The 14356-nt window shown below is 72.8% G+C and carries 11 protein-coding genes; 7 read left to right on the forward strand and 4 right to left on the reverse strand.

Annotation, left to right across the window (positions count from 1 at the left end; genetic code table 11):
- Positions 1-16 precede the first annotated feature (16 nt).
- Complete coding sequence (locus tag ACH4OW_RS15410; RefSeq protein WP_360125904.1) at positions 17-670, reverse strand: response regulator transcription factor; 654 nt, start codon at positions 668-670, stop codon at positions 17-19.
- Between the two features lie 474 nt (positions 671-1144).
- On the opposite strand from ACH4OW_RS15410, the gene ACH4OW_RS15415 reads away from it, so the two are divergent.
- Complete coding sequence (locus ACH4OW_RS15415) at positions 1145-2302, forward strand: M64 family metallopeptidase (protein ID WP_398027986.1); 1158 nt, start codon at positions 1145-1147, stop codon at positions 2300-2302.
- On the opposite strand, the gene ACH4OW_RS15420 is transcribed toward ACH4OW_RS15415, so the two are convergent.
- Entirely contained in the window at positions 2214-3257 is a 1044-nt protein-coding gene (locus tag ACH4OW_RS15420) for a hypothetical protein (RefSeq protein ID WP_360125908.1), read from the reverse strand. The two genes, ACH4OW_RS15415 and ACH4OW_RS15420, sit on opposite strands and share 89 nt — an antisense overlap.
- Positions 3258-3578: 321 nt before the next feature.
- Here ACH4OW_RS15420 and ACH4OW_RS15425 point away from each other — a divergent pair, with 321 nt between their 5' ends.
- The 3 genes from ACH4OW_RS15425 (at position 3579) to ACH4OW_RS15435 (ending at position 9019) form a co-directional block, all read left to right on the forward strand.
- The gene (locus tag ACH4OW_RS15425; RefSeq protein ID WP_398027988.1) at positions 3579-5267 is read left to right on the forward strand and encodes a serine/threonine-protein kinase; all 1689 of its coding nucleotides are present in this window, start codon (positions 3579-3581) and stop codon (positions 5265-5267) included.
- Between the two features lie 183 nt (positions 5268-5450).
- Entirely contained in the window at positions 5451-7097 is a 1647-nt protein-coding gene (locus ACH4OW_RS15430) for a succinic semialdehyde dehydrogenase (RefSeq protein ID WP_398027990.1), read from the forward strand.
- A gap of 83 nt (positions 7098-7180) precedes the next feature.
- Positions 7181-9019, forward strand: coding sequence for a GMC family oxidoreductase N-terminal domain-containing protein (locus ACH4OW_RS15435; protein WP_398027992.1), 1839 nt, complete (start codon positions 7181-7183; stop codon positions 9017-9019).
- A 57-nt stretch (positions 9020-9076) separates the two neighbouring features.
- On the opposite strand, the gene ACH4OW_RS15440 is transcribed toward ACH4OW_RS15435, so the two are convergent.
- The gene (locus ACH4OW_RS15440) at positions 9077-10099 is read right to left on the reverse strand and encodes an LAETG motif-containing sortase-dependent surface protein (RefSeq protein WP_398027994.1); all 1023 of its coding nucleotides are present in this window, start codon (positions 10097-10099) and stop codon (positions 9077-9079) included.
- 712 nt (positions 10100-10811) lie between these two features.
- A complete protein-coding gene (locus tag ACH4OW_RS15445; protein WP_398027996.1) occupies positions 10812-11144 on the reverse strand; it encodes a chorismate mutase in 333 nt (110 codons plus the stop codon).
- A 275-nt stretch (positions 11145-11419) separates the two neighbouring features.
- Here ACH4OW_RS15445 and guaA point away from each other — a divergent pair, with 275 nt between their 5' ends.
- The 3 genes from guaA (at position 11420) to ACH4OW_RS15460 (ending at position 14338) form a co-directional block, all read left to right on the forward strand.
- Positions 11420-13006, forward strand: coding sequence for a glutamine-hydrolyzing GMP synthase (gene guaA, locus ACH4OW_RS15450; protein ID WP_360125919.1), 1587 nt, complete (start codon positions 11420-11422; stop codon positions 13004-13006).
- Between the two features lie 127 nt (positions 13007-13133).
- Positions 13134-13757, forward strand: a complete 624-nt coding sequence (locus tag ACH4OW_RS15455) for a Uma2 family endonuclease (RefSeq protein ID WP_398028224.1) — start codon at positions 13134-13136, stop codon at positions 13755-13757.
- Positions 13754-14338 (forward strand): Uma2 family endonuclease, encoded by a 585-nt coding sequence (locus ACH4OW_RS15460; RefSeq protein WP_398027998.1) that lies wholly within the window; start codon positions 13754-13756, stop codon positions 14336-14338. Before ACH4OW_RS15455 ends, ACH4OW_RS15460 begins: the two co-directional genes overlap by 4 nt.
- The last annotated feature ends 18 nt before the right edge of the window (positions 14339-14356 follow it).

The raw sequence follows: 14356 nt of genomic DNA on the forward strand, positions 1-14356 counted from the left end.
ATGCCGCCGCGCGCGCTCACCGGGGCCCGCCCGAGACCAGGCCCGCCCGGTCCGCGAGGATCGCCGCCTGCACACGGTTGAGCCCGCCCAGCTTCCCCAGCAGCGCCCGCACGTGATCCTTGACCGTGCTCGGCGCCAGCCCCATCCGCGCCGCGATCCCGGCATTGCCCAGGCCCTCGCCCAGCAGGGCCAGCACCTCGGACTCCCGGGGTGTCAGCGCCTGTACGGCGCGGGCCGCCGCGGCCTGGTCCTCGGCGGTCAGGAAGCCGCCGATCACGGCCCGGGTGACGCCCGGGTCCAGCACGCTGCCGCCCGCGGCCAGCGTGCGTACCGCCCCCACCAGTTGCCCGGGGTCCGAGTCCTTGAGCAGGAACCCGGCCGCGCCCTCGCGCAGCGCCTCCGTCAGGTACTCCTGCGCGTCGAACGTCGTCAGCATGGCGACGGCGGGCGGCGCCGCGGCGGTGCGCAGCCCGCGCAGCACGGTCAGCCCGTCCACGTCGGGCATCCGTATGTCGAGCAGGACGACGTCCGCCGCGCTGCCCAGCACCGTGTCCACGGCCTCGGCGCCGCCGCAGTCCGCGACCGTCTCGATGTCCGGGGCGGTGCCCAGGATCATCCGCAGACCGGATCTGACCAGCCGCTCGTCGTCCACCACCGCGACACGGATCACCGGCCGCCCCTCTCTGCATCGCGCCGTCCCGGACCTGCCCGCCGCGCGTCGCGGCCGACCCCCGCCGGTCGGCGGGGGTCGAGGCACGACCTGCGGAGGATGCCGAGCAGCGGCGCCCGCGGGCAGAGTGCCTCTCATGCTGCACCACCGAGCAGGCCACCAGCCGACCACGCGGTGCAGCTCACAGTGACGGCCGCCGCGACCCCCACACGCGGCGGCCGTCGCCGGTAGCTCCGCGGGCCCGCATCCGGGCCCGTCGCGACCCCGGACCGCAGGCCCGCATCCAGGCCGACTCGCGCCCCCGTCCGCTCACCTCCGGACAACTTCTGTCCCACCCGTTGTCTCCCGTCACTGCCGCCTCTAGGTTGTCCGCGATCCGCCGCACGCCCGCCAGTTGGGCGTCGCGCGGGCCACCCCCTCGGAGCACGGCCCCTTCCCGGGGCACGGCTCGGCATCGCTTCGGAAGGCAGCCTCGTGCACAGACCCCGGCGTACCCCCACACCGCCCGGCACTTCCATACGGGCCCGAATACGACAGCGGTCCGGCGCCCGCAGCCGTACGGCGATCCGCGTGGCCGCCGCCGCGGCCGGCCTCGCGCTCGTCGGCGGCCTGGCCGTCACCGCGCCCACGGCCTCGGCCTCCCCCGCCGCCCCGCCGCCTTCGGCCTCCCGCACCCAGCAGGTCGAGTACTTCACCGGCCCGCAAGGCCACCCCCGCCACACCACCGTCCCGGCCGCCACGCCCAAGAGCCTGGCGAGCGCCCACCGGGCGCGGTCCGCCGCCGAACTGGCCGCCGACGGCGAGGTGACCTCGCTCGTCCGCAAGGGCCCCACCGCGCAGAAGGTCGACGTCGTCTTCATCGGCGACGGCTACACGCTCGCCCAGCAGAAGGACTTCCACGCCGACGCGAAGGCGAAGTGGGCGCAGATCTCCGCCGTCGAGCCGTACGCCGCGAACCGCGCCCTGTTCAACGTCTGGACGGTGGACGCCGTCTCCAAGCAGTCCGGCGTCTCCGGCGACCCGGCCAAGAACGTGGTCAAGGACACCGCGCTGGACTCCCGCTTCTGGTGCGACGACATCGAGCGCCTGCTGTGCGTGGACACCGCCAAGGTCGAGTCGTACGCCGCCAAGGCCCCGGACGCCGACCTGGTGATCGTCCTGGGCAATTCCGCCAAGTACGGCGGCGCCGGCTACAACGACATCACCTCGCCCGTCGGGTACGACGGCATCGCGACCGCCTCCTCCGACCACCCCGACTCCGCGCAGGTGGCGGTGCATGAGACGGGGCACTCCCTCGGGAAGCTGGCCGACGAGTACGTGTACGACACCAACGGCACGTACAGCGGCCCCGAGCCGGGCGCGCCCAACATCACCAAGATGACCGCCGCGCAGCTGAAGGCCAAGAAGGCGAAGTGGTACCGGGACCTCGGCAAGGAGTCGCCGGACGGCGGCAAGGTCGGCGCGTACGAGGGCGGCGGCTACTTTCCGCGCGGCCTCTACCGGCCCACCCAGGACTCGATCATGCGGACCCTGGGCCGGGAGTTCAACCTGCCCGGCCGTCAGGCCATGATCGAGGGTTTCCACCGCCATACGGGCCGCTCCGCTGCGGCCCTGGAGCACCGTACGCACTGAACGAACGGCCGGTCGCCAGGACCACCACCGAGGTCGTGGCGGCCAGTTCGTACGCCGTCGTGACCAGCGAGACCACGCTCTCGCCGGTCACGAACGGGCCCCCGAAGAAGCCGGTGACGGTCAGCAGCACCACCGTGCGCACGGTCAGGTACAGCTCCACGGCGGCGAACACCAGGAGCGCGCCGCGCACGTCCCGGCGGCCGCGTACGGCGAGAACGCCCAGCACCGCCAGGACGATCACCGACGACAGGGTGGTGAACTCGGTGGAGTTGGAGAGCTGGACGGACGCGTTGCGGGAGGCGTCCACCGCGCGGTGCAGATAGGGGCCCACGTCGAGGCGGTCCTGGGCCATGCCCCAGGCCGTCCAGGCGAGCCGCACCGCGCCCAGGGCCAGGAAGAGCACTCCGCAGATACGGGAGAGCCTGCGCCGCCACCAGGAGTCGGCCCCCGGGGCGTCCGCCCGTTCGGCGGCGGGCAGCAGCGAAACCACCACGACCAGGGCCGCCACCAGCCCCAGGGCGCGCGTCGCCAGCACCAGGCCGCCGAGGTGCTCCACGGCGTACAGCCGCCGGTAGCCGGCGTGGCACAGGCCGACGATCTCGCGCGCAGACTGAGCCAGGATCACCCAGCCGAGCAGCAGCGCGCCCGTACGTGCCACGCGCCGCCGGGCGAGCGCGCAGCCCGCGACCGCCAGCAGCGCGACGACCAGGGCCCATTCGCCGGGCCCGAGCGTCCACATGAAGAAGGAGGCGCGCGGGTTGAACAGCCCTTCGAAGAAGTCCCAGACGCTGCCGTCGCCCTGCACGATGCCGTACACCGTCCAGGCGGTCAGCACGGCGCCGTAGAGGCCGAGGGCCGCGCCCGCCGTGCGGTAGGCCCGGTCGTGCTCGGCCGCCGCCCGTCCGGGGCCGGGGCCGGGCCGGACGTCCACCACACCGCCGTCCTGCATCACCATGTCCGACCCCCGATCCGCCGCGCCGTGCCGTGTTCGCCCGCTTCGGCCCGCATACGGCCGACTGCCCTGTGTCGTGTGCCCAGTTCTTACTGCCGCCTCACTGTTTCAAGGACGGCGGCGGAGGCGGCGGAGGTTCCCTTCCGTGTGTCGTGGGGCACTGCCGTACACCGGGTGACCGGCGCACCGCCCGTCTCCGGGCACTACACCCTCTGCCCCGGGCCGCGCCGGGCAATCGCGTGGCACGCCGGCACCTGTCTCCCGGCCCCGCCCGTCCCCCGTCTGCCGAGGTCGGTTCGGTGGCCGGTGGGGCAAGATGACCCCATGGGGAGCTTCGGGGGCGAGGGCCGGCTGCTGGCCGGCCGCTATCGCCTGGGAGAGCGGCTCGGACGCGGCGGTATGGGGACGGTCTGGCGCGCCACCGACGAGTTGCTGGGTCGTCAGGTCGCCGTGAAGAAACTGCACTTGGACGACGGACCGAACGGACCGAACGGACCGAACGGACCGAACGGGCCCGACCGGCCGGGCGTGCCCGCCGGCCCGTCCGGGCCCGAGGCGGCGGACCGGCGCGAGCGGACGATGCGCGAGGCCAGGGCCGTCGCCCGGATCAGGCACCCGAACGTGATCGTCCTCCACGACGTCGTCGAACAGGACGAACGCCCTTGGATCGTCATGGAACTGGTCGACGGCGGCTCCCTCGCCGACCGGCTGGCCGGCGGCGGGCCGGTCGCGCCCCGAGAGGCGGCCCGGATCGGGATCGCGCTGCTCGGCGCGCTGCGGGCGGCCCACGCCCGCGGTGTGCTGCACCGCGACATCAAGCCCGAGAACGTCCTGCTGGAGGCGGGCACCGGCCGTGTCGTGCTCACCGACTTCGGCGTCGCCCAGGTTCCCGGCGGCCCGACGCTGACCGAGACCGGCGGCTTCGTCGGCTCGCCCGAGTACACCGCGCCCGAGCGGATGTCCGGCCGCGACGCGGGCCCGGCGGCGGACCTGTGGTCGGTCGGCGCGCTGCTGTGCGCGGCGCTCAGCGGCGAGTCGCCGTTCCGGCGCGACTCGCTGGGCGGCGTCATGAACGCGGTCGTGCACGAGGAGATCGAGCTGCCGGAGCCGGCCCGCCCCCTCCTTGCGGTCGTCCGGGGCCTGCTGGAGCGGGACCCGGACCGGCGGCTGGACATCACCGGGGCCGAGCGGCTGCTGCGCGGCTACCTCCAGTCGGGCCGCGTCCCCGGGACTCCGCACGGTACGCCGCCGGGGCCGTCCGCCGCCCCCGAGCGGCCGCCGCACGCACCCGCCGCCACCGGCCGTCCGCACGGTGTTCCGATACCGGACGCCCTGGCGGACCGCGCGCTGGCCGCCGCAGCCCGCCCGCACACCGGCCGCGCGCGCATCGCGTTCCTCGCGGGCCTGGCCGTGTGTGTGCTGGCCGGTGCGGGCCTGGGGATCGCGGCGCTGGTTCTCGACGACGGTGGTGCGGACGGCAAGGGCGGCGGCCCCGGCGCCACGCGGTCGCAGGAGCATCCGAGCGGGTCCGGCGGCGGGGGCAAGAGCGCCACCGCCCCGCCCGGCTACCTCATGGTGCGCGACCCTTTGGGCTTCGTCCTCGCCGTACCGAACGGCTTCTCCCGCTCGTACGAGAAACCGCGCGTCTACTACTACTCCGCGGGCAAGCGCTACCGGCTCGGCGTCCACGTACAGAAGCAGGTCCCGGCCGGGCCGCTGGGCACGCTGCGCGAGGCCGACGCGAAGGGCCCGGACGACTACCCCGGCTACCGCGACGGCACGGTCATGAAGGCGACGCACCACGGCCTGCCGGCGGCGCTGTGGGAGTTCACCTGGGACGGCGGTCCCGGGGACGGCGGCGCGCGCCACACCTACGAACTCAGCTGGGAGGAGAGCGGGAAGATGTACGACGTGTGGGTCTCGGCGCCGCTCGGTGAACGTGCTCAGGCGAAACGGCACTTCACCGTGGCCCTGCGTACTTTCCAGGTGGTGCGACCCGGCCAGGGCGGCTGACCCCGGCCCGCGCCCGGGAAGCCCCGGACGCCGCCCGACGGGGGTCGCCGGAGTGCCGGGCAGTCGCAAGATCCCAGAACAGCGGCCTTGTGGCCAGTGAATACTGGCGCGTTTGTGCCCACCGCGTGAAAACTCGTTACCGGTGGGTACCCAAAGCGTCCGACGCGTCATACGCTCGCCCGCATGACGGACTCGCAGGACACCGGAACAAGCCCCTCCGCCACCGCCACGCAGGACGCGCCCGCCGGCGGCAACCCCGTCGTCCGCGCCGCCGCCGGTACCCGTACCGCGGCCGACGTGGTCACCCCGCACCTGGCCGCCCGCCTCGCCCGCGGCGTGACCGGCAGCGGCCGTACCGCCAATCACACGCCGTTCACCGGCGAGAAGCTGGCGGACCTGCCCGAGTCCACCCCCGAGGACGTCGCCACCGCCTTCGAACGCGCCCGCGCCGCCCAGCGCGCCTGGGCCGACGTGCCCGTCCGGCAGCGCGCCGCCGTCCTGCTGCGCTTCCACGACCTCGTGCTGCGCCGCCAGGCCGAGGTGCTGGACCTGATACAGCTGGAGACCGGCAAGGCCCGGCTGCACGCCCACGAGGAGATCCAGGCCGTCGCCGTCGCGGCCCGCCACTACGGCCGCAAGGCGCCGGCGTACCTGCGGCCCCGGAGCCACACCGGCGTCGTGCCGACCCTCACCAAGGTCACCGAACTGCGCCAGCCGCGCGGCGTCGTGGGGCAGATAGCGCCCTGGAACTACCCCTTCGAACTGTCCGTCGGCGACGCGCTGCCCGCCTTCGCCGCAGGCAATGCCGTCGTCATGAAGCCCGACACCGAGACCGCGCTGACCGCCCTGTGGGCCCGCGAACAGCTCATCGAGGCCGGACTGCCGCCGGAGGTCTGGCAGATCGTCCTCGGCGAAGGCCCGGTCGTCGGCCCCGAGGTCGTCAAGCACGCCGACTACGTCTCCTTCACCGGCTCCACCCGCACCGGCCGCGAGGTCGCCCAGGGCGCCGCCGCCCGCCTGGTCGGCGTCTCCCTCGAACTCGGCGGCAAGAACGCCATGCTGGTGCTGCACGACGCCGATGTGGACAAGGCCGCGGCGGGCGCGGTGCGCGGGTGCTTCTCCTCCGCGGGCCAGCTGTGCGTCTCCATCGAGCGGCTGTACGTCCACGAGTCCGTGGCCGACGCCTTCGTGGAGCGGTTCGCCGCCCGCACGAAGGCGATGCGGCTCGGCAGCGTCCTCGCCTACGGCGCCGACATGGGATCGCTCGTCGGCGAACGGCAGTTGGAGATCGTCACCCGGCACGTGGAAGAGGCCGTCGCCAAGGGAGCCAAGCTGGTCGCCGGCGGCCGCGCCCGCCCCGACATCGGCCCGCTGTTCTACGAGCCGACCATCCTCGACGGCGTCGAGTCCCCGATGGCCGTGTGCGAGGAGGAGACCTTCGGGCCGGTCGTCGCGGTCTACCGCTTCCGCGACGAGGACGAGGCGGTCGCCCGCGCCAACGCCACCCCGTACGGCCTGAACTCCAGCGTCTGGACCAAGGACGGCCGCCGCGGCCGCGCCGTCGCGGCGCGCCTGCGCACCGGCACGGTCAACGTCAACGAGGCGTACGCCGCCGGCTACGGCAGCGTCCAGTCCCCGATGGGCGGCATGGGCGACTCCGGGCTCGGCCGCCGCCACGGCTCCGAGGGCATCCTCAAGTACACCGAGGCGCAGACCGTCGCCCACCAGCGCCTCATGCCGCTCGCCCCGGCGTTCGGCATGGACGACGAGAAGTACGCGGCGTTCATGAACCGCAGCCTGCGCGCGATGAAGGCGTTCCGCCTCCGCTGAGCCGCCTCCGCCGAGCCGCCACCGCCGGGACGCCACCGCCGAGACACGGGCCCGCGAGCCCGCCCGAGAACAAGGGAGTGCCAGTGCCCCAGGACCACCCTGCCCGAAAACAGCGCGCCACCCCCGAGGACGGGTACGACTACGACGTGCTCGTCATCGGCTCGGGCTTCGGCGGCTCCGTCTCCGCGCTCCGCCTGACCGAGAAGGGCTACCGCGTCGGCGTCCTGGAGGCCGGTCGCCGCTTCACCCGCGCGACCCTGCCCAAGAACTCCTGGGACATCAAGAACTACCTGTGGGCGCCCGCCCTCGGCTGCTACGGCATCCAGCGCGTCCACCTGCTCGGCAACGTCATGGTCCTCGCGGGCGCCGGGGTCGGCGGCGGCTCCCTCAACTACGCCAACACCCTCTACGTACCGCCGAAGCAGTTCTTCGAGGACCGGCAGTGGGGGCACATCACCGACTGGCAGGACGAGCTGCGGCCGTACTACGGGCAGGCGCAGCGCATGCTCGGCGTACGGCTCAACCCGACCATGACCCCCTCGGACGTCCACCTCAAGGCCGCCGCGGAGAAGATGGGCGTCGGCGACACGTTCCACCTGGCGCCGGTCGGCGTCTTCTTCGGCGACGGCAAGGACACCGACGGCACGGCGAAGGCCGCGCCCGGCACCGAGGTACCGGACCCGTACTTCGGCGGCGCCGGCCCGGCCCGCAGCGCCTGCACCGAATGCGGCGAGTGCATGACCGGCTGCCGGCACGGCGCCAAGAACACCCTCAACGAGAACTACCTCTACCTCGCGGAGCGGGCCGGCGCCGTCATCCACCCGCTGACCTCCGTGGTCACCCTCACCGAGGACTCGCGCGGCGGCTTCGCCGTCGGCACGCTGCCCACCGACGACAAGCGCAAGGGCAAGGGCCGTACCTTCACGGCCCGGCGGGTGGTCGTCGCCGCCGGCACGTACGGCACCCAGACGCTCCTGCACCGCATGAAGGACAGCGGCCTGCTGCCCCGCGTCTCTGCCAGGCTGGGCGAGCTGACCCGCACCAACTCCGAGGCGCTGGTCGGCGCGCAGACCGACGACCGCCGCTACCGCAAGGCGCACGGCGCGCCGAAGGCCGACTTCACCCGCGGCGTCGCGATCACCTCGTCCATCCACCCGAACGACAGCACCCACATCGAGCCGGTCCGCTACGGCAAGGGGTCCAACGCGATGGGCAGCCTGTCCATCCTCCAGGTCCCGGTCGCCACCCGCGCGCCCCGCGCCCTCGCCTGGGCGGCCAACTGCGTCCGCCACCCGCTGCTGCTCCTGCGCTCGCTGTCCAACCGCCGCTGGTCGGAGCGGACCATCATCGGGCTGGTCATGCAGACCCTGGACAACTCCCTGACGACGTACCGCAAACCGGGCGGCCTCGGAAAGGGCCTGCTCACCGCGCGCCAGGGCCACGGCGCGCCCAACCCCCAGCAGATACCCGAGGCGACCAGGGCCGCCACCCTGATCGCCCAGGAGATCAACGGCTTCGCGGGCAGCAACGTCGGCGAGCTGATGGGCACCCCGCTGACCGCGCACTTCCTGGGCGGCTGCCCGATCGGCGAGGACGCCGACCACGGCGTGATCGACCCGTACCACCGGCTCTACGGGCACCCCGGCATCTCGGTGGTCGACGGCTCGGCGGTCTCCGCCAACCTCGGCGTCAACCCGTCGCTGACCATTACCGCGCAAGCGGAACGGGCGATGGCGTTCTGGCCCAACAAGGGCGAGGGCGACGCGCGCCCCGCGCCGGGCCGCCCGTACCACCGCATGGCTGCGGTGGCGCCGCGCTCCCCGGCCGTCCCCGACGACGCGTTCGCCGCCCTGCGGCTGCCGCTGCTGCCCGTACCGGCCGTCCCGCGGAAGACCGGAGCCGCGACCCCGGCGGAAAGCTGACGCGAGGGGTACGGGCCGCACCGCTCCGGGCGGGTACGGCCCGCACCCCTGCCGTGCTCAGGAGACGCCGGACCCCTTGCGGCGCCGTACGACGAACACCGCGCCCGCACCGAGCGCGACCGCCGCCGCGCCGGACAGCGCGACGGCCGGCAGCGCGGAGGACGCGCCGGTCTCGGCGAGCTTCCCGGTGACCGGCAGCTGCGCCTGCTGCTTCGAACCGCCCTGCGGCGACGGCCGGTTCGGGCGTTTGCCGGGCTTGCCCTGGGCGTCCGGCACGTGGCCGGGCTTGCTGCTGCCGGCGGGCAGGATGTCGAAGGAGTAGTCGGAGGCGTCCGAGTAGCCGCATTCCAGGTCGGCGTTCAGATACCAGCCGACGCTGACCGCGCCGCCGTAGCTGGCGGGCGTCTTGGCGTCGGCCTTGATGCGCAGCTTGGCGTCCGCGTACTCCCCGGGGCGCAGGCCGTCTGCACCGGCGATCTGGGCGAAGTACCCGTCACCTTCCTCGGGGCCGGCAACCCGCTTCCACACACCCGCCCGCGCGTCGAACCATTCGAAGGCCAGGTGCCCGGAGACGTCGTCGGTGGTCTTGTTGTCCAGCGCGTACGCCTGCGCGAACGCGTCGACGGATCTGACGTGCTTGCCGGAGACATTGGTGGCCCGGAAGGTGAAACCCACCCAGCCGGACCCCGCCACGATCTTGGTGGGCAGGCCGAGCAGCTCGGTCTTGATCGCCCGCTCGCCGGAGAAGTCCTCGCACACCGGGCTCTCGGAGGGCGTCTGGGGCAGCGTGGGTGTCGGCTCGGCCTTCCCGGCCTGCTTGCCGGGGCCCGGAGCCGCGGACGACGCCGTCGGCCCGGGAGTCGCCGTGCCGGAGGTTTCCCCGGTCTGCGGCGCCGGGCTGCTCCGGCCGGGCGCCGGGGTGGTCGCGGTCTGCGAAGGGCTGGGGGTCGGCGTCGCGGTGGGTGTGGCGGCCGGGGCGCCGGGCGGCTCGGCGGCGTACGCGGCGGGCGCCGCCAGCAGGGCGGCGGGGGCGAGGGCGGCCGTCGCGGTGACGGCGGCCAGGGCACGGCGGAGCTTCATCGTGAAGACCTCTCGGGGACGAAGTGCCGCTGCCGCGGCACGAGTTCGTGAGGGCCGTCGCGGTGGGGCGCGGTAGGGCCGGCGATTGCAGATACTGACCGGCCGTATCCGGAAAAGGTTGCGCGACCCGGCACGGGCCACCGCAGTGACTCCCGTCACAGAACGTCGGGGAAACGTTGACGCAGGGGAAACGCCCTGACGACGGGGAAACGCCTTGACGCCGGGGAAACGCCTTAAGGGCCCCGGGACGCCGTCCGCGCGGGAACGCGGACGGTCACGGGGCCCTTGGCGTTCGGCGCCGGCGTCAGGGCAGCGGCGGCACCGAGGGGCGGCGCCGGGGGGAGCGCCGCTGGCTCTCAAGTTGTCGGGGGCCGTGGGTGCCCCGGCGCCGGACGCACCGCGTCCGGCGCGGTATCTCCGACGCTCCGACCGGATGCGGTCGGTCCCAGGCGTCCCCGGGACCGACCGCCCCATCGGATGTGACCGGGCTGCTGTCCCCTGCTGACCGGTCACGGCGCCACAGCGAGGTCCCACGACGCGGACCGCTTCAACTCGGCCGGCGTCTCATCACTGCGGCGGGTCCGCCCACGGGGCGGCGTCTACGCGTAGTCCTGCGAACCGCACCTGGCTGGCGTGGCATCCGGAACAACGAAGCCCGGCGGCGGCCGGTCACGGCGCCGTACGGGTGACACGGGCGCGTACCGCCCGCGGCTCAGATCCGGCCCCTGCACAGCTCCAGCAGCGTCATCGCGAGCGCGGTGCCGGGCCGGCCGAGCTGGCTCCTGTAGTGCTCCAGGATCTCCATCTCGCGTGAGAGGTTCACCCGGCGCCCGCCGGAGCCGATGCGCTCGCGCTGGATGACGGCCGACACCGCCATGCGTTCCTGTACGAGGCCGATGATCCGGCCGTCGAGATCGTCGATCCGCCCGCGGGCGTTCGTGATCACACCGGCCGCCGCCTCGGTACGCGCGCCCGTCTCCGGCTTCGCCGTGGCCTTGGCCACAGGAACCACCGCCGGGTCCGTGACCGCCTGGATACCGCTCATGTCCGTCACTCCTACGGATCATGACCCCGCAGTCGCCGTCCGCACCGCCTGCGGCCCGCCGCCACCCGCAGAAAAACCGAGCGCCCCGGGCCTGTACCGGCCCGGGGCGCCTGGGAAGTCGCTCGTCAGTTGATCAAGCAGCACGACCATGGCAGCCGGACGGGCCGGTGCCATAGGTAAAGACGAAGGTCAGCTGCTTGTACATGGCGCTCAGTATGAGCCCGTTAGAATCGAAAGTCCAACCCCTGCACCACCACCGCCGGAAGGCCGCCGAAGTGCCATCAGCGTCACCTGCTGCCGCCCCCGACGTCGTCCTGGTAGTCGACTTCGGCGCGCAGTACGCCCAGCTCATCGCCCGCCGCGTACGCGAAGCCCGGGTCTACAGCGAGATCGTCCCGTCCACCATGCCGGTGGCCGAGATGCTCGCCAAGAACCCCAAGGCGATCATCCTCTCCGGCGGCCCGTCGTCGGTCTACGCCGAGGACGCGCCCAGCCTGGACCGCTCCCTGTTCGAGGCCGGCGTCCCGGTCTTCGGCATGTGCTACGGCTTCCAGCTCATGGCCACCACCCTCGGCGGCACGGTCGACAACACCGGCGCCCGCGAGTACGGCCGTACCGACCTGCACGTCTCCAAGAACGCCTCCACCCTCTTCGAGGGCACCCCGGCCGAGCAGCCCGTGTGGATGTCGCACGGCGACGCCTGCTCCGCCGCGCCCGAGGGCTTCACCGTCACCGCGTCCACGGACATGGTGCCGGTCGCTGCCTTCGAGAACGACGAGAAGAAGCTGTACGGCGTGCAGTACCACCCCGAGGTGATGCACTCCACGCACGGCCAGCAGGTCCTGGAACACTTCCTCTACCGGGGAGCGGGCATCGAGCCGGTGTGGACCACCACCAACGTCGTCGACGAGCAGGTCGCGGCCATCCGCGAGCAGGTCGGCAGCGCGCGGGCGATCTGCGGCCTGTCCGGCGGCGTGGACTCCGCGGTCGCCGCCGCCCTCGTCCAGAAGGCCATCGGCGACCAGCTGACCTGCGTGTACGTCGACCACGGCCTGATGCGCAAGGGCGAGACCGAGCAGGTCGAGAAGGACTTCGTGGCCGCCACCGGCGTCCAGCTCAAGGTCGTCGACGCCGCCGAGCGCTTCCTGGACGCGCTGGCCGGCGTCTCCGACCCGGAGGAGAAGCGCAAGATCATCGGCCGGGAGTTCATCCGGGTCTTCGAGCAGGCCCAGGCGGAGATCGTCGCCGAGTCCGGCGCGGCCGGCGAGCCCGTGAAGTTCCTGGTCCAGGGCACGCTCTACCCGGACATCGTGGAATCCGGCGGCGGCACCGGCACCGCGAACATCAAGTCCCACCACAACGTCGGCGGCCTCCCCGAGGACCTGGAGTTCGAGCTCGTCGAGCCGCTCCGCCAGCTCTTCAAGGACGAGGTCCGCGCGGTCGGCGCCGAACTGGGCCTGCCGGACGAGATCGTCCAGCGCCAGCCCTTCCCCGGCCCCGGCCTCGGCATCCGCATCGTCGGCGAGGTCACCAAGGACCGCCTCGACCTCCTGCGCGAGGCCGACGCCATCGCCCGCGAGGAACTGACCGCGGCCGGCCTGGACCGCGAGATCTGGCAGTGCCCGGTGGTCCTCCTCGCCGACGTCCGCTCCGTCGGCGTCCAGGGCGACGGCCGCTCCTACGGCCACCCGATCGTGCTGCGCCCGGTCTCCTCCGAGGACGCGATGACCGCGGACTGGACCCGCATGCCGTACGACGTCCTGGCCCGCATCTCCACCCGCATCACCAACGAGGTCGCCGACGTCAACCGCGTCGTCCTCGACGTCACCAGCAAGCCCCCGGGCACCATCGAGTGGGAGTGACCCCCTAGCGGGCCCCCACCCAGGTCAACGCCGCAGCCGTCGCTCATCAGTTTGAGCGGCGGCTGCGGCGTTCCCGGTGGGTACGCTGGCCGTACGCGCGAGACTCCGTCGCATGGGAGCAAGCATGATGAGTGCCGCATCCGAAGACGAGCAGGACTGGAACTACGAGCGGTACGCGCAGTGCACCTACCCCGTTCCGCCGCCCGGAGGCTGGACTGCGGACGCCCTTGACCAGCTCCCTCATCTGCCCAGGCACACTGAGCTGATCGACGGGAGCCTCGTCTTCGTGAGTCCGCAAACCCTCTTCCATTTGCGTGCCATGCGACTCCTGGAGTGGTCTCTGGTGGCCCAGGCGCCGGACGGCCTTGACGTCTTGCGTGAATTCAGCGTGAAACTGGACGAGCGGAACCGCCCGGAGCCCGATGTACTGGTGGTCCCACTCGGCGCCGATGTCGGCCCGCGACAGACCTACCTCAAGCGGCCGGAGGACGTCATCCTGGCGGTGGAGGTCGTCTCGCGAGACTCCGTCGAACGTGACCGGGACGCGAAACCCCGCAAGTACGCCGCCCACGGCATCCGGCACTTCTGGCGGGTGGAGGAAGGAAGCGAGGGTTTCCCTGTGGTGTACGTCTACGAACTCGACCCCGCCACCAGGGCCTACGTCCCCACCGGGATCCACCACAACCGCCTCAAACTAGCCGAGCCGTTCGGCCTCGACATCGACCTCACCACGATCAACCCGCGCCGATGACCCTCGGCGCGCCACAGCACCCGACGGCACCGCCGCCGGACGGCTACACCGTGCACGACCTGCTGTCGCCGCCGGACATCCCCGCGCATGTGGAGCTGATCGACGGGTGGCTGTCGTCCGACGGGCCGCAGCGGTACTTCCACAGCGTCATGACCGACCTCCTGGTCAACGGGCTGCGCAGCACCGCGCCGCCCGACGCGAGGGTGCGGCGTCAGATGACCGTGGTGATCGACGAGCGGAACGCGCCCGAGCCGGACATCACGGTCGTGCGGGCCGCGGCGGCGCGCGGCCGGGCTCAGTCGTACTACCGGGTGCGGGATGTGCTGCTCGCCGTAGAAGTCGTCTCCCCCGAGTCCGAGACCAGGGACCGCGACACCAAGCCCCACAAATACGCCAACGCGGGCATCCCGCATTTCTGGCGCTTCGAGATGGCGGGGGCCGACGAACACCCGGTGGTGCACGCTTTCGAGCTGGACCTGGAGACACGGATCTACTGTCCCGTCGACACCTTCCGGGAGCAGGTGAAGCTCGGCGCTCCCTTCGACATCGACATCGACCTGACCGCGATCGACACCCTGTGAGCATTGACGTGTACCCGT

The organism is Streptomyces sp. NPDC017056, from assembly GCF_044332485.1.
Taxonomy (GTDB): domain Bacteria; phylum Actinomycetota; class Actinomycetes; order Streptomycetales; family Streptomycetaceae; genus Streptomyces.

What these genes read in the sequence shown, in the direction of transcription:
- ACH4OW_RS15430 (WP_398027990.1), top strand. Translation starts at nt 5,451, where the DNA reads ATGACGGACTCGCAGGACACCGGAACAAGCCCCTCCGCCACCGCCACG.
- ACH4OW_RS15455 (WP_398028224.1), top strand. Translation starts at nt 13,134, where the DNA reads ATGAGTGCCGCATCCGAAGACGAGCAGGACTGGAACTACGAGCGGTAC.
- ACH4OW_RS15445 (WP_398027996.1), bottom strand. Translation starts at nt 11,144, where the DNA reads ATGAGCGGTATCCAGGCGGTCACGGACCCGGCGGTGGTTCCTGTGGCC.
- ACH4OW_RS15425 (WP_398027988.1), top strand. Translation starts at nt 3,579, where the DNA reads ATGGGGAGCTTCGGGGGCGAGGGCCGGCTGCTGGCCGGCCGCTATCGC.
- ACH4OW_RS15420 (WP_360125908.1), bottom strand. Translation starts at nt 3,257, where the DNA reads ATGGTGATGCAGGACGGCGGTGTGGTGGACGTCCGGCCCGGCCCCGGC.
- ACH4OW_RS15440 (WP_398027994.1), bottom strand. Translation starts at nt 10,099, where the DNA reads ATGAAGCTCCGCCGTGCCCTGGCCGCCGTCACCGCGACGGCCGCCCTC.
- ACH4OW_RS15460 (WP_398027998.1), top strand. Translation starts at nt 13,754, where the DNA reads ATGACCCTCGGCGCGCCACAGCACCCGACGGCACCGCCGCCGGACGGC.